The sequence below is a fragment of the Gordonia abscondita genome, assembly GCF_032711245.1.
GTDB lineage: Bacteria > Actinomycetota > Actinomycetes > Mycobacteriales > Mycobacteriaceae > Gordonia.
The window spans coordinates 2,013,490-2,032,743 of record NZ_CP128986.1 but is presented as its reverse complement, the minus strand read 5'-3'; the positions used below and the strand labels follow the sequence as shown (position 1 = coordinate 2,032,743).

Sequence of the window (19,254 nt, the reverse complement as noted above, 5' to 3'; positions counted from 1 at the left end):
CGATTATGCGGGTGGATCTCGTCGCCCCACGATCAGCGGAACGGCGTAACTAGCCGAGCATGCGGTTCGCGAAGGCGCGTTGACGGCTAGCGATGCGCGCCGACCAGCCGGCGGCGTCGATTCGGTTGTCGGCGTAGAACGGCAAGAGAGCGGGAACGTCGGCGTCGTCCACGACCACACACGTCGGCCCAGACTCCGGTCCGATCGGATCGTCGACACGCTGCCACCGGAACTGCAGGATGCCGCGACGACGCCCCGTCGTCTCCACCCAGTTCGTGACACCCGGATCGTTCGCCGAGATCACCATCCGGATCATCCCGTCCGGGTCCGTCTGCGCCTGAGCCGAATTCAATGACGTCTGATGGTTGACGTAGTCGAGTGAGATGTACCAGAGGCTGCCGAGTTGGAACCCCTGATATGGCGCGTCCGAACGCGGAACCGTCACCACCATCGACTTCCCGACCGGCAGATCGAAATGGCCGACCGACGAATACTGCGTCGACAGACCACCGGGAGTGGTCCGCGGCGCCGTGAACGTGTTCACCGGCTCGTCGAGATAGAACCACTTCGGGAAGTTGAACCACGTGTTGATCCGCGTCTTCAGCATCGACGCGGCGATCTGATACCGCCGCGCGAGCTTCGCCTCCGTCAGCTCCGGCGGCGCGGTGCCGACCGAATCGACACGTTCGATCGTCACCGAGCCTCGGCGCTCAGAATCCCAGTCGGCGTAGACCTCCCGCACCGCCAGCATCGAAGCACCCTCGCCGAGCACGAAATATTCGCTCCCAGCGGCTGTTACATTGGGCCCGCTCGCGTTGCTCCCGGCGCCCGTTACATTGGGCCCGCTCGCGTTGCTCCCGGCGCCCGTTACATTGGGCCCGAAGGTGATCTCGAACGACCCGTCGTCGGCGACGGCGATACGCCGGTCGTCGAACGCACCGTCGCCGCCGGGCACATCGGTCGCCGTGTAGTCGCCGCGCAACACCTGAAAACTCAGGTCGGTTGTCGACCCGCGCACACCGCGCACGACGTACGTCGCGTCCGGTACGACATTCGCGTGGTAGTAGATGGTGTCCGGGTTGTCCAACCCCATCTTCGAGTACGGCCCGGTCGATGTCACAAACGTCGGGTGGCTCTTGCTGTGGGTGCCCGCCAAGTGCAGGATCGACGAAATCCCGCCAGCCAGATAGTCGAGGCCCTCCGCACGATCGGCGTCGGTCTCGGCGAATTCGGCGGACGCGACGAGCGCCTCCGCTTCCGCGATCGCGTCGGTGAACGGTTTCGTCACCGCATCATCGGTCACAGCCATGTGTCGCCTCCGTTCCAGGTCAGGAAGTTGTCGAGTTCCTCCTGTGCGGGAGTCACGCGTGGGTGCTCGGTCGACAGGTACCCGCCCCGATAGAACAGCAGCGGTTTGTCTTGCAGTACGTCGCCGAGGATGTTCGCGCGACCGACGACGACATAATGGTCGCCGCCGTCGGTGACCGTCTCGACCGTACACTCCACCCAGGTGAGGCTGTCGCGGATCACCGGCATGCCCGCGGGTGACGGATCCCAGCTGATGGACGAGAACTTGTCCTGGCCGGGTGCACCGAATACCGCGCTCACTGCCTGCTGCCGGTTCGACAAGACGTTCACCACGAACGTCCCGCGTTCGGCGATAGCCGGCCACGTTCGCGAAGTCTTCATCGGGCAAAAGATCACCAGCGGCGGATCCAAGGAGAGCGCGGCGAAACTCTGGCACGCGAACCCGACCGGTTCGTCGTCGGAGTTCTGCGACGTGATGACGGTGATACCCGTGCAGAACTGCCCCATGGCGGTACGGAACTGCCTGGAGTCGAATTCGTCAGTGCCGAGCGGAGAGCGGGTAGCCATCGATCAGCCCTTCAATCCGATGGTGAAATCGTGGCCCCACAGGCTGACCGCCGTCGACTCGCGTGCGACCCACTCGTCGTCGTTCACCTGGCGTCCCTCGCACCCGAACTCGACATCGAACCCACCGGGCGTCTTCATGTAGAACGACAGCATCAGATCGTTGACGTGACGTCCGAGCGTCGCCGACATCGGCACTTTTCTGCGCAGCGCACGGTCGTGCGCCAGGCCGACGTCGTCGGTCTCGCCGACCTCCACCATCAGGTGGACGATGCCGGTGCTGTTCGGGATCGGCAGGAACGCCAGCGAGTGGTGGCGCGGATTGCAGCCAAAGAAGCGCAGCCACGCGGGCTCTTCGCCCTCGCCGCGTCCGACGACCTGCGGCGGCAGGCGCATTGAGTCGCGCAGCCGGAATCCAAGGACGTCGCGGTAGAACGCGAGAGCCTTCGCGTCGTCCGTGGTGGTCAGCACGACGTGGCCGAGACCTTGCTCCCCGGTGACGAACGTATGACCGTAGGGGCTCACCACCCGCCGATGCTGCAGTGCGACTCCGTGGAACGCTTCGAGCACATTGCCGTCGGGATCGGCGAACACGATGAGTTCGGCGACGGCGCGGTCGACGAGTTCGTCCGCCGTGCCTTCCCGGAATTCGACGCCCGCCCCGGTGAGACGGTCCCGAACGTCCTGCAACGCTGCGGCTGTCGCACACTCCCAGCCCGAGCACGCGAGATGGTCGCGGTCGGACGGGACGATCACCAGGCGTGCGGGGAAATCGTCCATCCGCAGGTAGAGGGCACCGGGGATGGAGCCGTTGCCTTCCACCATGCCGAGAATCTTCAGTCCGTACTCGCGCCACGCGTCCATGTCGGTGGCGTCGATCCGCATGTAGCCCAGCGACCGGATGGGGCCCTGCTCGTCAGTCATTCTCATTCCTCAAAAAGTTGAAGCGGCCGATCCCGTGAACCGGAATCCGTCAGACCATCGTGTCGCCGATGGGGAGGCCGAATTCCCCGTTGCCGTATGCGACGTACGCCCGTTCGGGGTCGTTCGCGGCGTGGACGCGCCCGGCGTGGGCGTCACGCCAGAACCGCTGAATCGGCGTGCCGTTCTCCAGGGCATGGGCTCCAGAGTTCTCGAAGAGCAGGTCGATGGCGCCGATCGCGCGACCGGTGGCGCGGACCTGGTCGCGTCGTGCGGCCAAACGCAGTTCCATCGGCACTTCTTCGCCCGCAAGAATCAGGTCATACTCGGCCTGCAGGTTGCCCGACAGCTGACGCCATGCCGCGTCGATGTCGCTGCCGGCTTCGGCGATCCGGACCTTGGCGAACGGATCATCCTTCGCCTTCTCGCCCGCGTACGCCGCACGGACTCGCTTGCCCTGGTGTTCCACGTGGGCGGTGTAGGCGCCGTACGCCATGCCGACGATGGGCGTAGCGATGGTCGACGGGTGGATGGTGCCCCACGGCATCTTGTAGACGGGCGCGGTGTTGTGCTCGAGGCCTTCGGAGGTACCCATGCTCATCGCGCGGAAGCTCAGCATCCGGTGTGCGGGAACGAAGGCGTCTTTGACCTCGATGGTGTTCGAGCCCGTGCCACGCAGCCCGACGACGTTCCACACGTCTTTGATGTTGTAGTCGCTGCGCGGGATGAGGAAGCTGACGAAGTCGACCGGCTTGCCGTTCTTCATGACCGGTCCGCCGACCACGACCCATTCGGCGATCTCACAGCCCGACGACCAGGCCCATGAACCGTTCACCGTGTAGCCGCCGTCGACGACCTCGCCGACACCCATCGGCGCGTACGACGAAGAGATGCGGACGGTCGGGTCGTCGCCCCACACGTCTTCCTGTGCCTGCTGCGGGAAGAGCGCCAGATGCCAGTTGTGGATTCCGACGATTCCGGCGACCCACCCGGTGGACCCGCATGCGGTGGCGATCCGTCGAACCGCTTCGTAATACGTGACCGGATCGGTCTCGTAGCCACCCCACTGCGACGGCTGCATCAGTTTGAAGAAGCCCGTGTCGGCCAGCATCTCGGCGACCTCGTCGGGCAAGCGACGTGCATCTTCGGTCGACTGGGCCCGCTGCGCGAGTTCAGGCAGCAGCGCGTCGATCTTGTTCAGAACCCCCTGCGCGGCTTCGCTCCGCTGTGCTCCCATGGGCCTCTCCTAATCAGTGTTCGTGACGATCCTTGTAGACCAATATTAGAACACGTTCTCATTCTGACTGGAACCTGTTCTACTATTGACTTATACGAGCAGCACGACAGCCCGATCAAGAACAGACATCGAGGAGCAACAGATGACTGACGTCGACATCCGCGAGATCGACACCGGAACCCCACCGACCCGCTTCGCGCGGGGATGGCACTGCATCGGTCTCACTACCGACTACACCGACGGCAAGCCGCACTCCCTGGACATCTTCGGCACCAAACTCGTCGTGTGGGCCGACTCCGAAGGCAATGTGAAGGCACTCGACGCGTACTGCCGACACATGGGCGCCGACCTGTCGCAGGGCAAGATCCGCGGCGACAACGTGGCCTGCCCGTTCCACGGCTGGCAGTGGAACGGCAAGGGGCGATGCGCAGGCGTCCCCTACGCGAAACGCCACCCGAAGCTCGCCAAAACCCGCACGTGGCAGACGATGACCCGCAACGGCCAAGTGTTCATCTACAACGACCCCGAAGGCAACCCGCCGCCGGAGAACGTGATCATCCCGGAACTCGCCGAATACGGCGGCGAGGGCTGGACCGACTGGACGTGGAACCGTCTGGTGATCAGCGGCTCCAACTGCCGCGAGATCATCGACAACGTCGTCGACATGGCGCACTTCTTCTATGTGCACTACGCCCTGCCCGACTACTTCAAGAACGTCTTCGAAGGCGAGACCGCCGCGCAGTACATGAACAGCCGCGGCCGCCCCGACATCGCGTTGACCTCGGCGTACGGCGACAGCCGACTCGAGTCTATCGCCGCATATTATGGCCCGTCGTACATGCTGAACCCGATGGTCCAGTACTACGGCGACTACGCGGTCGAGACCATCCTCACCAACTGCCACTACCCGATCGACTCGAATTCGTTCGTCCTGATGTTCGGCGTCATGGCGAAGATCCCCGAGGGCCTGTCGGTCGAGCAGGGGGCACGGATGGCGTCGAAGATCAGCTCGGGCGTGGAGGTCGGCTTCCTGCAAGACGTCGAGATCTGGAAGCACAAGACTCGCATCGACAATCCACTCCTCGTCGAGGAGGACGGCCCCGTCTACCAGCTACGACGGTGGTACGAACAGTTCTACGTCGACGTCGACGATGTGACCGATGAGATGTCCGGGCGCTTCGAGTACGAGATCGACACGGAGAAGGCCCTCGAGAATTGGGGGATCGAGATCGAGGAGAACCTGCGGGTGCAGGCCGAGGAGAAGGCCGCCGAAGAGGCGACTACTGAAGACTCCGGCGCGTCGGTCTGATGACCGTGGTGGATGCCTCTGGGGCGAGCGGTTGGGCCAAGGCGCCCGACTACTCGGCCGACCCGGATCGGCTGTCGACGATCGCGGCCGCCACCGCCCGCGATCGTCGGCATTATCTGGCGGGTGGTCTCACCGAGATCGAGTGTCGTACCTGCCACGCGTGCGTGATGGTCAAAAAGACGAGCCCGCACCACACGAGCATCCAATGGAACACCGCCGCGCTCGACCGTTGCGATGAGATCTCAAAGATCCGCGCCGAAGGCGGCAACCCGGCGATGCTCCCGACCTGCCCGCGCATGTCGGCGACCGTCGATCACGGTGTCGCCGAGGGCATCGTCCCCCGCCAGTCGCCCGACTCCGACCCGGAAGGGTACTGGTGACGGTGCTACCGGAGGGTTGATCAGGCCGGACGGGCGCAGCAATCCGATATTCACTCTCGGCACTCGACGACGTCACCTTCCGCGTCGACTATTCGACACCGACACGCGACGGCGTCGAGGAGGGTGTCACCGTGGCTGGTGTCCGCGCGGGCCTGAGTCGATCTGCCGACAGCAGAATTGGCAGACGTCGCCGGACGGAACGACGTAGCGTGCGGTCATGGACATGATCGTGGAGCCGCGCGTACCTCTTTTCCGAGAGGTGCTCGGATCGCATTTGCAGCAGTTGCGGTTCCATCGCGGCGAACGCCTGTCGGACGTCGCCCGACGGGCAGGCATCTCGACCCAATACCTGTCGGAGATCGAACGCGGCCGCAAGGATCCGTCAAGCGAGATGATCGAAGCCGTGGCCGGAGCCCTCGATACGAGTGTCGCCGACGTATCCGTCGCAGTCGGCGAACTGATGGGGGCCGTAGTCGCGCCCGCTGCCCGCCTGGACTCGGGCGAACCGGTCCGCGTGGCGCGCGGCGGAGCCGGGTCGGTCGGCGCATACGCGCTCGCCGCGTAGGCGTCCCTCGTCACCGGTCATCGACGACCAGGTCGATCAACCCATACTCCACAGCAGCCGGCGCGGTGAACACGCGGGTGCGCTCGGTGTCGGAACGCAATCGTTCGACTTCTCGCCCGGCGTGCCTGGCGAGGATCGACTCGATCTGACTGCGCACCCGGACGAGCTCTTCGGCTTCGATGATCAGATCGGGGATAGCGCCTCGGCCCCCATCGACGCCCGGCTGATGCAGGACGATCCGTGAGTGCGGTGTCGCCGACCGCTTCCCCTCGGCCCCGGCCGCGAGCAGTACCGCGCCCACCGACACGGCCTGGCCGACGCACGTGGTGGCGACGTCGGCGTGGACATGGCGCATGGTGTCGTAGACGGCGAGCATCGCGGCGGGATCACCACCGGCACAATTGATGTACAGCTCGATGTCGCGCTCGGAATCTTCCGAATCGAGGTATAAGAGCTGCGCGACAAGCGCGTTGGCCACCCCCGCGTCGACCGGAGTGCCGAGGTAGACGATGCGCCCGGACAGCAGATGCGAATAGACGTCGCTGTACCGCTCCCCCGCCGGGGTCCGTTCGACGACGTTCGGGATCGGATACGACATCACTGACCTCCACGAAGATCGAATCCCGTGCGGGCGGCTGCCGGTGCGAGCACCGAGAAGTCGTCGACGATCGCGTCGATGAATCCGTAGTCGACGGCCTGCGCCGCCGTGTACCAGCGGTCGCGGACCGAGTCGGCGAAGACGGTGTCGATCGTCTGTCCGGTGTCGTCGGCGATCAGCCCGAGCACCGTGTCTCGGGTGAGGCGCAGATCGTCGGCCTGCAATTCGACGTCGGCCGCCGTCCCACCGATGCCCGCCGATCCCTGGTGCATGAGCACCCGTGCGTGCGGAAGGGCACGCCGTTTGCCGTGTGTACCCGCCGACAACAGGAACTGTCCCGCACTGCACGCCAGGCCGAGGGCGAGCGTCGAGACGTCGCACGGAATCAAGCGCATCACATCGCGGATCGCGAGCATCGACGGCACCGAGCCGCCCGGCGAGTGGATCCACAGGGCGACGTCGGACGTCTCGTCGGCGGACGCCAGCGTCAGCAGTTGGGTGGCGAGCAGCGTTCCGTTGTCGTCGTCGAGCGGTCCGTCGAGGACGACGACGCGTCGTCTCAGCAGGTCGTCGCGGTCTCGTCTGGTGAATGCTCTCGGTTCGGTGTCTTCGCTCATGCCGCCATCGTGCACGGTCCCGCGGGCTCGACGCCCGTGTCTCTGCCGTGGGCAGATCCGCTCAGAGCAGCGTCGTTCACCCGACTTCTCGATAGCTCAGACAGCCGCCCCCGGATTCGCTGACGTCGCCGAACACCCTTCTCCTCGGGTGATGCAGTGACAACCGCTCAGCTATCACCCGCCCGCGTCCTTCCGCCGTCTGCGCGACTGGTCTAATCTGTCCAGTAGCGAATTCTATAACCTGTTCTAGTTTTGTGGATCCGTCCACGCTGGAGGACGAAGGGAAGTACATGGCCAACGAAGAGTTCGACGTCATCGTCGTGGGTGCAGGCGGAGCGGGGCTGTCCGCAGCACTGACTGCGAAGACCAAGGGCCTGAACACCGTCCTGATCGAGAAGTCGCCGTACTGGGGCGGCTCCACATCCCGGTCCGGCGGCGGCGTCTGGATCCCGAACAACAGTGTGCTGCGCCGTGACGGCGTCGACGACACAGTCGACGAAGCCCGCAAGTACGTCCACGCGATCATCGGCGAGCACGCGCCCGCCGAACGGATCGACACCTACATCGACCGCGGCCCCGAAGCGCTCGATTATCTGATGGCGCACGCACCACTGGACCTCGAATGGGTCAAGGGCTACTCCGACTATTACCCCGAGGCCCCCGGCGGCCGTTCGGGCGGACGTTCCGTGGAACCCAAGCCGTTCGACGCCGCCCGCCTCGGCGACGACCTAAAGACACTGCATCCGCAGTACACGAAGGCCCCGCTGAACATGGTGGTGCTGCAGTCCGACTACCGCTGGCTCAACATCGGCATGCGGCACTGGCGCGGAATCCAGCGGATGATGAAGGTCGGCCTTCGCTTCTTCTGGGCCCGCACGCGCGGCAAGAAGCTGATCGCGATGGGCGCGGCGCTGGCAGCCGAACTGCTGCTCGGCTGCCGTGAGGCAGGTGTCGACATCCGCTTCAACACGCCCCTCGTCGATCTCCTCATCGAAGACGGCAAGGTCGTCGGCGTGATCACCGAGCACGACGGCGCCCGGACCGAACTGCGTGCGCGCCGCGGAGTGATTCTCGCGTCCGGCGGCTTCGAGCACAACGAGAAGATGCGTGCAGAGCACCAGCGCGCGCCGATCGGCACCGAGTGGACGACGGGCGCGTCGTCGAACACCGGTGACGGCATCACCGCGGCGATCAAGACCGGTGCGGGTGTCTCGATCATGGACGATGCGTGGTGGGGTCCAACGATCCCGCTCCCCAAGGGGCCGTGGTTCGCACTGTCCGAGCGGTCGGTGCCGGGCACGTTCATCGTCAATCTGCGCGGGGAGCGCTTCATGAACGAGTCGCTGCCGTACGTCGAAGCCGTCCACCGGATGTACGGCGGCGAGTTCGGCCAGGGCGACGGTCCAGGCGACAACGTCCCGTCGTGGCTGATCTTCGATCAGCGTTGTCGCAACCGTTACATGTTCGCAGGTGTCACCGCGCGCCAGCCGCTGCCCAAGAGTTGGCTCAAGTCGGGTGTCGTCGTGAAGGCGAACACCATCGCCGAACTCGCCGAGAAGACCGGCCTGCCCGCCGACAAGCTCGCCGAGACCACTGCGCGTTTCAACGGATTCGCTCATGCAGGCGAAGACGAGGACTTCCACCGCGGGAACAGCTCGTACGACCATTACTACGGCGATATCACGAATAAGCCGAACCCAAGCCTCGGCGCGGTAGACAAGGGCCCGTTCTATGCGGCCAAAATGGTGCCGGGTGACCTCGGCACCAAGGGCGGCATCGACACCGACGTGCACGGACGCGCACTGCGGGAGGACGGTTCGGTGATCGAAGGGCTTTACGCAGCAGGCAACACCAGCGCCCCCGTCATGGGACACACGTACGCGGGCCCCGGAGCCACCATCGGTCCGGCCCTCGTGTTCGGTTACTTGGCAGCACTCGACGCGGCCGCTAAGTCGCAGACGCAGACCGCTACCGCTGCGGAGGCCTGACGTGCCCATCGATCCCGCAATCGCGGTCGGCGCCGACTTGGGTGAACAGACGTTCTCGTGGACGCCACGTGAGATCGCGCTCTACAACCTCGCAGTCGGCGGCGCAGCCGATCCGATGGACACCGTCGGCCTCGAGTACATCGACGACGTCGAACCGAAGACGCTGCCGTCGTTCGCGACGGTCGCCGCGAACTTCCTGGCGACGCAGGCCCCCAAAGTCGAGTTCCCAGGTGTCGACATCGACCTCGCGAAGGTTGTGCACGGCAGCCAGCAGGTTCGCGTGCACCGACCGCTTCCGGCGACCGGTACCGCAACCATGCGCACGCGGATCGCCGAAGTCCAGGACAAGGGTTCGGCCGCCGTCATCATCCAGGAGTCGGTGACCGTCGACGAGACAGGCGACCCGCTATGGACGGCTCGCTCGTCGATCTTCGCTAAGGGCGAAGGAGGATTCGGCGGCGACCGCGGCGCATCCACCCGTGTCGACCTGCCCGACCGCGCACCGGACCACCGCATCGCCGTCCCGACCCTGCCCCAGCAGGCGCTCCTGTACCGGCTGTGCGGCGACCGCAATCCCCTCCACAGCGACCCCTCGTTCGCCGAACGCGCCGGATTCACTCGACCCATCCTGCACGGGTTGTGCACGTACGGCTCGATCTGCCGGGCCGTCGTCGACCAGCTCTACGGAGGAGACGCGTCGAAGGTCGTCGACTACTCGGTGAGTTTCGCCGGAATCGTGTTCCCCGGCGAGACATTGCAGATCGATGCCTGGGAAGATGGCGAGCGACTACTCGCGGAGGTGAGCGTCGTCGAACGAGATGGCGCCGCAGCCTTGGGCAATGTCGTAATCAGCACTTCCTAGCCGAAAGGACCTGCATGTCCACGTCCCTGCTTCCTGTTCTCGACGCCAACCGAGAGGCGATGACGGCCGACTTCACCGACGTCATCGACGCGGAGGTGAAGAAGCAGTCGGGTCTGTCCGGCACCGCGGTCAAAGCCGCCTACTCGGCTGCCCAGAAAGTGAAGCCCGGCGTCGTCGCGAGTGCGACGAGCAAGATGTTGCCGGACTTCCTGACCGCACTGTCCCCGTTCTGGGACTCCAAGCCCGCGGGCACGTCGTTCGGCGACCATCTGGCCGCGAACGGCGACGCCGCTGCCGAAGCATTGCTCGCCGTGACCGACGGTCGGGCACAGTCTGCGCCGTCGGGCCTGGCGAAGGCCTACAAGAGCCTGCGCGGCAAGGCAAAGGGCTACGTCATCGACGCGCTCGCCCCGGTGGGCGGCGTCATTGAGAAGTACGCGGCCTGACAATGCCAGGTTCTGACGCCGCTCGACGCATGTCGCGTCGGGCGGCGTCTGCCGTTACCGGTCAGGCGGCGGTGGTGACGATGAGGACGAGAACGGCGATGATCCCGACCACCCCCGCCACCAAGACCAGCAGTCGCCCGATGTGGAGTCGGACCTCGCTCAATTCGGAAGACCGCGCGATTCGATCTGCAGCCATGATCATCCACTTTCGCTCGTTCGGGCTGATTGTTTACCCGTGTGACTACAGTTACACGAGTTGCTAGAGAAACAGGTGAACTGTCGATGCGTGTCGGATTTCGAACAGGTGACAGAACGGTGACCTTCCGCGCCGCGTGGCTCGTCCTCGTCGCGTGCGCCGCAGTCAGCCTCGTCGTCGCAGCCATGGCAGCACTCAATACCGCACTACCCGATATCGCCACCGACACCGGCGCCACCAACGCGCAGATGACGTGGATTCTCGACAGCTACACGCTCGCCCTCGCCGCACTCCTGCTCCCGGCAGGCGCGATCGGCGACCGTGTCGGCAGACGCGGCGTCCTCCTGGTGGGTCTCATCGTGTTCGGCGCCGGATCACTCGCCGCCATCTGGGTCGACGGCCCGACCGAGCTGATCATCACGCGCGTCGTCGCGGGCGCCGGCGCGGCGCTGATCATGCCGACCACGCTGTCCCTGATCACCGCGGGCGTCCCGAAGGACAAGCGCCCGGTGGCAATCAGCGTGTGGGCGGCCGTCGCAGGCGCGGGCGCGATCGCCGGATTCTTCATCACCGGAGTCCTCCTCAACTACTTCCACTGGCACTCGGTGTTCATCACGTTCGCCGGGTCCACAGCCGTCGTGTTCGTCCTCGTGCTCACCGTCGGCTCGTCGAAGGACGAGAATCCGGGCAGATTCGACGTCGGTGGTTCGCTTACTTCGATGACCGCCATCGCTGGCATCGTGTTCGGCCTCCTGGAGGCGCCGCACCGCGGCTGGTCCGATCCGTTGATCCTCGTCTGTCTGATCGGCGGCGTCGGGTTGATCGCGGCGTTCATCGTCATCGAACGCCGCCGCACCGCACCGCTCTTGGACGTCGCCCTGTTCGGCAATCGCGCGTTCGCCTCCGGATCCCTTGCGGTGGCGCTGCAATTCCTGGCCTCGTTCGGCGCATTCTTCTTGATCCTCCAGCAATTGCAGTTGGTGTTCGGCTATTCCCCACTCAAGTCGGCGGTCGCCCTGTTCCCGATGGTGGTCGGGGTCGGCGCATTCGCCATGATCGGCAACTGGGTGGCTGTGCGGTTCGACTCGCTGCGGTTCGTGTTGGCGATCGGCATAGGGATCGCGGCCGTCGGCGTGATCGCGTTGGGTGTCTTCGATATCGACGTGTACTGGAAGGTCGGCGTGCTCCTCGGAGTCTGCGCCGTCGGCATCGGCCTGTCGACGGCGCCGTCGACCACGGCCATCATGTCGAATACACCGTTGGAGAATCAGGGAGTCGGATCGGCGGTCAACGACACTGCCCGCGAACTCGGCGCCGCGATCGGCATCGCTCTCGCTGGCAGCATCATGGCCGCAGGCTATGAAGACCGGATCGGTCCCACCGCCGACGCGGCGAAGGCTGAGCTGGAGAAGGTCGACCCCGATGCGGCCGTGGTGGCCCACGACGCGATCCGCGGCTCGATGGCGGGTGCGGTCAAGGTGAGCGACGAACTACCTCCGATGGCGTCACCGATCGCCGACCACATCACCGCCGGGGCGCGGTCCGCGTTCACCGAACCCCTGCAGACCGCGTTTCTGGTGCTTGGCGGGGTGCTGGCCGTCGGGGCGGTATTCCTCGGCTGGTTCGCGCCGCGCAAGGTGGTCGAGGATGCGTCTGCCGCCTCCGACGCGTCGTAGGATCGAGCGCGTAGGGTCTAGCGACGATGGCGGCACCGCGAACGACCCCGGCAGTAGTCGAGTCGTGGTCGCACCGAATCGGCCCTGATCCCGTACTCGTCTACCCGGACGGCTGCATGGACCTCGTGTTCGACGGCGACTCGGTCTCCGTCGCAGGCGCCGACACCGGGCCCCGACACGTCTCGCGGCCTTCCGCGACAGACGTCTCCGGCGTCAGATTCACTCCCGGGTTACTGCCCGTGATCCTCGGGGTGCCAGCCGACGAGCTCACCGATCTGACGGTGCCGTTGGCCGACGTCGCGCCCGCCGTCGCTCGCCGAGTGCGATGCCCGGCGGACGCCCGCGCCGAAATCGAATCGGCGACGACGCTGTCGTGGGTCGGCCCGACGGTGCGCGCCCTATCCTCGGGGGCGAGCGCACGGGAGACCGCCGATTACCTCGGGATCAGCGAACGCCACCTGCACCGACGCTGTGTCGCCGCCTTCGGATACGGTCCCCGCCGGCTCCAGGTGATCCTGCGCGTCGGGCATGCGATCGATCTACTGCGGGCGGGCGCCGCACTCGCGGACACTGCGGCCGACGCAGGCTACGCCGACTACCCGCACCTGTATCGCGATGTCGTCCGGCTCACCGGGCTACGCCCGGCGGCGTTCGGCAGCCGTTAATACGTCCGGATCGGCCTACCCGGATCGGCCTACAAGGCCGCGTACACGTCGATCTCGTTGCCGTTCGGGTCGCGCACAGTCGCGTACCGCTGCCCCCACGGCGCGTCGAACGGCGGACGGACTACCCGCGCGCCGAGACCCGACACGTGGGCGACCGCGTCGTCCACCGCCGCGGCTGACGGGCATTCGAACGCCAGACTCATCGGCGACGACCCCGACTGCGGCCGCGTCCAGTCGGGGTCGAAGCTGCGAATCGTCGAGAGCGGGTCGAACATGATGCGAAAGCCGCCGAGGTCGACTTCGACGTGCGGTGCATCGGCGGCGCTGTCCGGGACCGCGAGCCCGAGCGCACGGTAGAAATCCAGGGTCGCGCTCAGGTCGTCGCACACGATCGACAGCGCGTTGAGACGGGGCGCGGGAACATTCGTTTTAGCCATGGCGACAACGCTAGACCGGCTGCCCTTCGCCGTCTTGAACGTTTCGGACATGATTGGATGTGGGCATGGTGATCGGGCGCTCGAAGGACAAGCACAACGGAGCCGTCGCAGGCTTGACGATCGCGGTGACGGGTGCGGCCCGCGGCATCGGCCTAGCGATCGCCAAGCGACTCGTCGACGAAGGCGCACGCGTGGCGATCGGTGACGTGGACGCCGATGCCGCTCGCGGGGCCGCGGCATCGCTGTCGACTGACGGCGGTACGGCCCGAGGCTATGCCCTAGACGTGACTGACGACCCGTCGTTCCAGTCGTTCCTGGACGTCGTCGCGACCGATCTCGGACCGATTGACGTTCTCGTCAATAATGCCGGGGTCATGTGGGTTGGCCCGTTCGACGCCGAGCCTGCCCGAGCGGCCGAGGCGATGGTGTCGGTCAATCTGCTCGGCGTCATCCGTGGCGTCCGCCTCGCCGCACCCGCCATGCGCGAGCGCGGCGCAGGCCAGATCGTCACCGTCGCATCGGCGGCGTCGCGCCTCGCACCTCCCGGCGAATCGACGTATGCGGCCACTAAGCACGGCGTGCTCGGCTATTTGACGGGCGTCCGCGAAGAGTTGCGCCGAAGCGGCGTCACGATCTCCGTCGTGATGCCGACCGTCGTCGACACCGCCCTCGCGGCGGGCACCTCGTCTGGCTCGGTGAGGACTCTTCAACCTGCGGAGGTCGCCGACGCCGTGGTGAACACGGTAGGGGGTCGTCGCTTCCAGACCTGGGTGCCTGCATACGTCGGACCGCTCGTCGCTCTCGCGGGCGTTCTGCCGCAACCGGTGCGCGACCGGCTCATGCGCGTCATGGTCCCCGACCAGGTCTCGACAGTAGAGGGATCGACTACCCGGGCCGATTACCAGCATCGGATCGCCGACGACTGAACCCGCTGACACGTCTGTCGGTCTCGGCAAACACGCCGCGACACGCGGGGGTTCGTCGAGTTCCGCTACTCGGACATACCGATGTGCCGTTCCTCACGTCCGTGCGCTAGCCTTCTTCGCGATTACGACATTCTCGCAAGGAGGCGCCCTCGATGGGTCGACACGGCAACATCACCGACGGCGGCGCACCGCGCCGCACCGGGCTGCGGGTCGGTCTGTCCGTCGCACTCGTCGCGGTCCTGGCGGTCGGCACTTATGTCGTCTGGGACAACACCCGGTCCAAATGCGGCGAGATCCAGCCCGTGTCGGTCATCGCCGAAGGTGACCTCGCCGACTACGTGACCGAACTCGCCGACCAGGCCGAGAGCACGTCCTGCTTCGACTTCACCGTGGCGGCGGTGCCGGCCAGCCATGTCAGCGACCGGCTCGGCGGTGACGCGGTCCCTGACATCTGGGTCGCCGAATCACAGTCGCGCATCCGTCAGGTCGGGACGGCCCTCGGCCGCTCGTGGACGGGCATCGGACCGTCGATCGGAACGTCGCCGATCGTCGTCGCGGGACGTGATCTGCCGGACCTCCCGTCATGGTCGACGGTCCTCTCGATGCCCGCGCTTCGCGTCGACCCGCCTGGCGCCAGCGATGTCAGCAATGCCGCGGTCGTCGGTGCGCTCGCCGAGATGTCTAAGGGATCGATGACCCACACCGAGTTGATTCAGACGCTGACCGGTCGCGCGTTGCGCATGAACGACGAGGACGGGGCACCCGACCTGAAGAAGATGGCCGACGACGATGCTCCGTCGCTCGCACTCGTCTCCGAGCAGGCGTATGCCGGGTTCACCGCGGGCGAGTCCCACTCGCCGCTGGACGCGGCCGTCCCGCAGACCGGCACCGTCGCTCTCGACTACCGCATCGCGAACGTCGCGGCCCCGGCCCGAGCGGTCAACTCCAATGCCGCGATCGGTGCGCTCGCCGAAACGGCGAAGACCGACGAAGGCGGCCGGATTCGAGCGGCGCACCATATCCGACCGGCGGGCGGGTCGCCGCTCGGCGACGGCCAGGGGGTCGGCGACGTCACCATGATCGAGGCGCCCGAGCGTGCGTTCATCGACAACATCGAGCGCAAGTGGGCGGCGCTGACCCGCCCGATCCGAGCCCTCGTCGTGCAGGACGTATCCGGATCGATGCGCCGCGATGCGGGCGGACGCTCACGTGCACAACTCTTGCGCGATGCCTCCGTCTACGGCCTGGCCGAGTTTCCCAAGAACACCGCGCTCGGCTATTGGGAGTTCAGCATCGACCGCGGCGGTCCGGGCGTCCCCTACCGCGAGGTCGCGCCGATCGCGCCGATCATGGCCACGACTGACGGCGTCCTCAATCGCGATGTCCTCGGCAAGGCCATCGACTCCAGCCTGAAGAACCTGCGCGGCGGCACCGGTCTGTACGACACCACGTTGGCCGCCTTCAAGAAGGTCTACGACACCTACGATCCCGCCTACTCGAACAGCGTGATCCTGATGACCGACGGTCGCAACGAGGTGGCGCACAGCATCACGCTCAATCAGCTCGTCTCCGAGTTGAACATCATGAAGAACCCGGCGCGGCGCATCCCGATCATTACCGTCGGAATCTCCGACGACGCCGATGCGACGGCGCTCAAGCGAATCTCGGACGCCACCGGCGGCAGTTCGTTCGTCGCCCACGATCCCAAGGACATCGGGGACATTCTCCTCAAGGCCGTGTCGTTTCGCGTGCAAGACGCGTGAGACCCCCGGCACCTGGGTCTCCGCCCGTCACACACGCGGCGTGAATGCACTTCGGCACTTTCTTTCGGCGTACGGCCGAAAGAAAGTGCCGAAGTAGTTTTCCGGGGCAAGCGCGCAGTGATGCTGACCCGGTCAGAGCGAGTCGTACACGGCGGCCAGATATCTGTTCGGACGTTCGGCGCTGAACACGACGACCGGAAAATCGGATGCGTGTCATCGGACGCCTCGGTAATGTCGCCGCCACATGCTCACTCCCACGCACTCCCCCGTCACCCTGCGCGACGTCTCGTTCACTTGGCCCGACGGCGCAGTCGCTCTCGCGCACGTCGACGGCGCGTTCACCGAGGGACGCACCGGTCTCGTCGGCCGGAACGGTTCGGGCAAGTCGACGCTCCTGCGGCTTATCGCTGGCGTCCTCGCTCCGACTAGCGGCCGCATCGACACCGTGGGCGACGTTGGCTACCTGCCGCAGACCCTCACGCTGAACGCAGGCACCGACATCGCCGAACTTCTCGGGGTGGACCGTGTGCTCGCCGCCCTGCGCGCGATCGAATCCGGTGACGTCGATGAAGCCCACTTCGAGACTGTCGGCGACGACTGGGACGTCGAGTCCCGGGTCGCAGCGGCCCTCGACCGGATCGGATTCTCCGCCGAACACCTCGATCGGAGCGTCGCCGACGTCTCGGGCGGGGAGGCGATCCTCCTCGCCGTCACCGGCTTGTCGCTGCGCCGCACCCCGATCACCCTGCTCGACGAGCCGACCAACAACCTGGACCGAGTCACGCGGGCCAAACTCGCGGACCTCGTCGACGAGTGGCCCGGTACCCTGATCGTCGTCAGCCACGACCTCGAACTCCTCGAGCATATGGACGTGACCGCCGAACTGTACGGCGGTTCGATCGCGACTTTCGGCGGACCGTACAGCGCCTGGCGCGAATCCGTCGACGCCGAGCAGTCGGCCGCCGTCCAAGCAGCACGGACCGCCCAACAGACGTTGAACGCCGAGAAACGACAACGCGTCGACGCCGAGACGCGGCTCGCCCACCGTGCCCGCGCAGGAAAGAAGGCACAGGCCGACGGCGGGCTGCCCAAGATTCTCGCCGGAGCACGTAAACGCCGCGCACAGGAGTCGGCGGGATCCCTGCGCGGAACTCTCGACGGCAAGGTCGACGCAGCACAGTCGGCAGTCGACGCCGCCGACGCCCGTATCCGCGACGACGACCACATCAGCCTCGACCTGCCCGCGCCCGACCTACCGCGCAGCCGACGTCTCCTCGAGTTCACGACGGCGCACGGCGACGTCGTCGTGCAAGGTCCGGAACGCGTCGCGGTCGTCGGGCCGAACGGCTCAGGAAAGTCGACCCTGCTGGCGCAGCTCGTGACGGGCACCGACCCGGTCACCGGCCGTGCGTCCGGACGACTCCTCACCGACTCCTACGGCTATCTTCCCCAACGACTCGACGGTCTCGACGACGCAGCGAGTGCTCTCGCCAATGTGCAGGCCGTCGCACCCGGCGCCGACCCGGGCGACATCCGGAACCGTCTCGCGCGGCTGCTGATCCGCGGAGCGGCCGTCGACCGTCCGGTGTCCACGCTCTCCGGCGGCGAACGCTTCCGAGTGTCCCTCGCCACCCTGTTGTTCGCGGAACCACCGACGCAACTGCTCATCCTTGATGAGCCGACCAACAACTTGGACGTCGCGAGTGTCCAGCAGCTTACCCAGGCACTCGACGCCTATCGCGGGGCGCTCGTCGTCGTCAGCCACGACTATCCGTTCCTGCAGCGGATCGGCATCGACACCGTCCTCGAATTGGATTCGAACGGGTCGATGCGGCAATGCCCCGAACTTTAGCCCGGCAGATCGATGCTCGGCATGGTCGGCAGGTCCGACGAGTCCGGCAGCATCTTGCTCGCCGCACCCGGACACAGCGAGCCGATCGCGGCACCGACGACTGCGGTGCCCTGCCCGATGTTGGACGCCTGACTCACACTCTTCGCGGCGTCGGACACGCTCGTCCCGCTCTTGACGTCTTCGCAGATCTTGCGGCCGACCGAGATCGCTTGGTCGTCGTCGGCGAACGTGACGCCGCTCAGCTTCACCGCCGACAAGTAGGCCTGCCGTCGCGTCGAATTAGTATCCGAGTCAGACCCGCATGCAACGGACAGAAGGGCGATACCCGCGACGAGTGGGGCGACGAGCACGATGCGTAACCGCATGGTGGGACTCCGATCTGGGAAGGTCATCCCACTCTAAACTGAACGACCCCTCTGGTCGGCGCGCTCACTGCTGATCGTGTCTAGCTGCTGATCTTGCTCGTCTGATCGGGGCACAACGCGCCGACCGCACCGCCGACGAGGCGAGCCCCCTTCGTGACGTCGCCCTTGGCGAGTTCGACGTCGTCAACAACATCGAGGAACTTCTTGCCCGAACGCAGATCCGAGCATGCCTGCTCACCCGCCGCGATCAGCTCTCTGTCGCTCGTGCCCGCGAAGGAGTCGCCCTGCCGGACGACCTTCAGATAGATCCCTTCACTTGAGCTGCTGTCCGGCGACGACGTCTCATCGATGCTGGTCGTCGAACTGCTCCCCGGGGAATCGCCCGACGGGACGTCCTGGCTCTCCGTCGATGACGTCGACGTCGACATGCCTGCCCGCTCGGACTCAGCAACGGTCGGTGTTCCGTCGACCGTCGAACACCCGGACAGGGTCATCGCACACAGGGCGATGACGGACAGGGTCATGGCGACGGCGGCAAGACCGGAGCCGCCTACAGCACGGATACGCATGGGAAGGACC

The 19,254-nt window shown here is 66.0% G+C and carries 21 protein-coding genes; 11 read left to right on the top strand and 10 right to left on the bottom strand.

The window, feature by feature from the left end:
* Positions 1–49 precede the first annotated feature (49 nt).
* From MP11Mi_RS09575 to hsaA, 4 genes are read right to left on the bottom strand one after another with little or no spacing between them, the layout of a single operon-like run.
* Complete coding sequence (locus MP11Mi_RS09575) at positions 50–1,309, bottom strand: hypothetical protein (RefSeq protein ID WP_420038706.1); 1,260 nt, start codon at positions 1,307–1,309, stop codon at positions 50–52.
* Positions 1,300–1,875: a 3-hydroxy-9,10-secoandrosta-1,3,5(10)-triene-9,17-dione monooxygenase reductase subunit gene (gene hsaB / locus MP11Mi_RS09570; RefSeq protein WP_420038705.1), complete on the bottom strand. Its 576-nt coding sequence runs from the start codon at positions 1,873–1,875 to the stop codon at positions 1,300–1,302. Before hsaB ends, MP11Mi_RS09575 begins: the two co-directional genes overlap by 10 nt.
* A gap of 3 nt (positions 1,876–1,878) precedes the next feature.
* A complete protein-coding gene (gene hsaC, locus MP11Mi_RS09565) occupies positions 1,879–2,796 on the bottom strand; it encodes an iron-dependent extradiol dioxygenase HsaC (protein WP_420038704.1) in 918 nt (305 codons plus the stop codon).
* A 49-nt stretch (positions 2,797–2,845) separates the two neighbouring features.
* On the bottom strand, positions 2,846–4,030 hold the full coding sequence (gene hsaA / locus MP11Mi_RS09560) for a 3-hydroxy-9,10-secoandrosta-1,3,5(10)-triene-9,17-dione monooxygenase oxygenase subunit (RefSeq protein ID WP_420038703.1): 1,185 nt from the start codon (positions 4,028–4,030) through the stop codon (positions 2,846–2,848).
* Positions 4,031–4,172: 142 nt separating this feature from the next.
* On the opposite strand from hsaA, the gene MP11Mi_RS09555 reads away from it, so the two are divergent.
* From MP11Mi_RS09555 to MP11Mi_RS09545, 3 genes are all read left to right on the top strand, one after another.
* Entirely contained in the window at positions 4,173–5,339 is a 1,167-nt protein-coding gene (locus MP11Mi_RS09555) for a Rieske 2Fe-2S domain-containing protein (RefSeq protein ID WP_420038702.1), read from the top strand.
* Positions 5,339–5,719: a hypothetical protein gene (locus MP11Mi_RS09550; protein ID WP_420038701.1), complete on the top strand. Its 381-nt coding sequence runs from the start codon at positions 5,339–5,341 to the stop codon at positions 5,717–5,719. Before MP11Mi_RS09555 ends, MP11Mi_RS09550 begins: the two co-directional genes overlap by 1 nt.
* 217 nt (positions 5,720–5,936) lie before the next feature.
* Positions 5,937–6,284, top strand: coding sequence for a helix-turn-helix domain-containing protein (locus tag MP11Mi_RS09545; RefSeq protein WP_420038700.1), 348 nt, complete (start codon positions 5,937–5,939; stop codon positions 6,282–6,284).
* A gap of 10 nt (positions 6,285–6,294) precedes the next feature.
* On the opposite strand, the gene MP11Mi_RS09540 is transcribed toward MP11Mi_RS09545, so the two are convergent.
* Both MP11Mi_RS09540 and MP11Mi_RS09535 read right to left on the bottom strand, forming a co-directional pair.
* Positions 6,295–6,885 carry a ClpP family protease gene (locus tag MP11Mi_RS09540; RefSeq protein ID WP_420038699.1) on the bottom strand — a complete coding sequence of 197 codons (591 nt, stop codon included), beginning with the start codon at positions 6,883–6,885 and terminating at the stop codon, positions 6,295–6,297.
* Positions 6,882–7,499, bottom strand: a complete 618-nt coding sequence (locus tag MP11Mi_RS09535) for a ClpP family protease (RefSeq protein ID WP_420038698.1) — start codon at positions 7,497–7,499, stop codon at positions 6,882–6,884. Before MP11Mi_RS09535 ends, MP11Mi_RS09540 begins: the two co-directional genes overlap by 4 nt.
* 290 nt (positions 7,500–7,789) lie before the next feature.
* Between MP11Mi_RS09535 and kstD the strand changes: the two genes are divergently transcribed.
* The 3 genes from kstD to MP11Mi_RS09520 are packed head-to-tail and all read left to right on the top strand — an operon-like array spanning position 7,790 to position 10,795.
* Positions 7,790–9,487: a 3-oxosteroid 1-dehydrogenase gene (gene kstD / locus MP11Mi_RS09530; RefSeq protein WP_420042062.1), complete on the top strand. Its 1,698-nt coding sequence runs from the start codon at positions 7,790–7,792 to the stop codon at positions 9,485–9,487.
* A gap of 1 nt (position 9,488) precedes the next feature.
* The gene (locus tag MP11Mi_RS09525; RefSeq protein ID WP_420038697.1) at positions 9,489–10,349 is read left to right on the top strand and encodes a MaoC/PaaZ C-terminal domain-containing protein; all 861 of its coding nucleotides are present in this window, start codon (positions 9,489–9,491) and stop codon (positions 10,347–10,349) included.
* 14 nt (positions 10,350–10,363) lie between these two features.
* Positions 10,364–10,795 carry a DUF6918 family protein gene (locus MP11Mi_RS09520; RefSeq protein WP_420038696.1) on the top strand — a complete coding sequence of 144 codons (432 nt, stop codon included), beginning with the start codon at positions 10,364–10,366 and terminating at the stop codon, positions 10,793–10,795.
* 61 nt (positions 10,796–10,856) lie between these two features.
* Here the strand turns inward: MP11Mi_RS09520 and MP11Mi_RS09515 are convergent, their stop codons facing one another.
* The gene (locus MP11Mi_RS09515) at positions 10,857–10,991 is read right to left on the bottom strand and encodes a hypothetical protein (RefSeq protein WP_420038695.1); all 135 of its coding nucleotides are present in this window, start codon (positions 10,989–10,991) and stop codon (positions 10,857–10,859) included.
* An 86-nt stretch (positions 10,992–11,077) separates the two neighbouring features.
* Between MP11Mi_RS09515 and MP11Mi_RS09510 the strand changes: the two genes are divergently transcribed.
* Both MP11Mi_RS09510 and MP11Mi_RS09505 read left to right on the top strand, forming a co-directional pair.
* Entirely contained in the window at positions 11,078–12,667 is a 1,590-nt protein-coding gene (locus MP11Mi_RS09510; RefSeq protein WP_420038694.1) for an MFS transporter, read from the top strand.
* 26 nt (positions 12,668–12,693) lie between these two features.
* A complete protein-coding gene (locus MP11Mi_RS09505) occupies positions 12,694–13,332 on the top strand; it encodes a helix-turn-helix domain-containing protein (RefSeq protein ID WP_420038693.1) in 639 nt (212 codons plus the stop codon).
* A gap of 29 nt (positions 13,333–13,361) precedes the next feature.
* Here the strand turns inward: MP11Mi_RS09505 and MP11Mi_RS09500 are convergent, their stop codons facing one another.
* Positions 13,362–13,769, bottom strand: a complete 408-nt coding sequence (locus MP11Mi_RS09500) for a VOC family protein (RefSeq protein WP_420038692.1) — start codon at positions 13,767–13,769, stop codon at positions 13,362–13,364.
* A 65-nt stretch (positions 13,770–13,834) separates the two neighbouring features.
* On the opposite strand from MP11Mi_RS09500, the gene MP11Mi_RS09495 reads away from it, so the two are divergent.
* The 3 genes from MP11Mi_RS09495 (at position 13,835) to MP11Mi_RS09485 (ending at position 18,310) form a co-directional block, all read left to right on the top strand.
* On the top strand, positions 13,835–14,695 hold the full coding sequence (locus MP11Mi_RS09495) for an SDR family oxidoreductase (RefSeq protein WP_420038691.1): 861 nt from the start codon (positions 13,835–13,837) through the stop codon (positions 14,693–14,695).
* 152 nt (positions 14,696–14,847) lie between these two features.
* A complete protein-coding gene (locus tag MP11Mi_RS09490; protein WP_420038690.1) occupies positions 14,848–16,458 on the top strand; it encodes a VWA domain-containing protein in 1,611 nt (536 codons plus the stop codon).
* Between the two features lie 244 nt (positions 16,459–16,702).
* Complete coding sequence (locus MP11Mi_RS09485; protein WP_420038689.1) at positions 16,703–18,310, top strand: ABC-F family ATP-binding cassette domain-containing protein; 1,608 nt, start codon at positions 16,703–16,705, stop codon at positions 18,308–18,310.
* Here MP11Mi_RS09485 and MP11Mi_RS09480 read toward each other — a convergent pair.
* Complete coding sequence (locus MP11Mi_RS09480; protein WP_420038688.1) at positions 18,307–18,675, bottom strand: DUF732 domain-containing protein; 369 nt, start codon at positions 18,673–18,675, stop codon at positions 18,307–18,309. The two genes, MP11Mi_RS09485 and MP11Mi_RS09480, sit on opposite strands and share 4 nt — an antisense overlap.
* Positions 18,676–18,755: 80 nt before the next feature.
* Complete coding sequence (locus MP11Mi_RS09475; RefSeq protein WP_420038687.1) at positions 18,756–19,244, bottom strand: DUF732 domain-containing protein; 489 nt, start codon at positions 19,242–19,244, stop codon at positions 18,756–18,758.
* Positions 19,245–19,254: the final 10 nt, after the last annotated feature.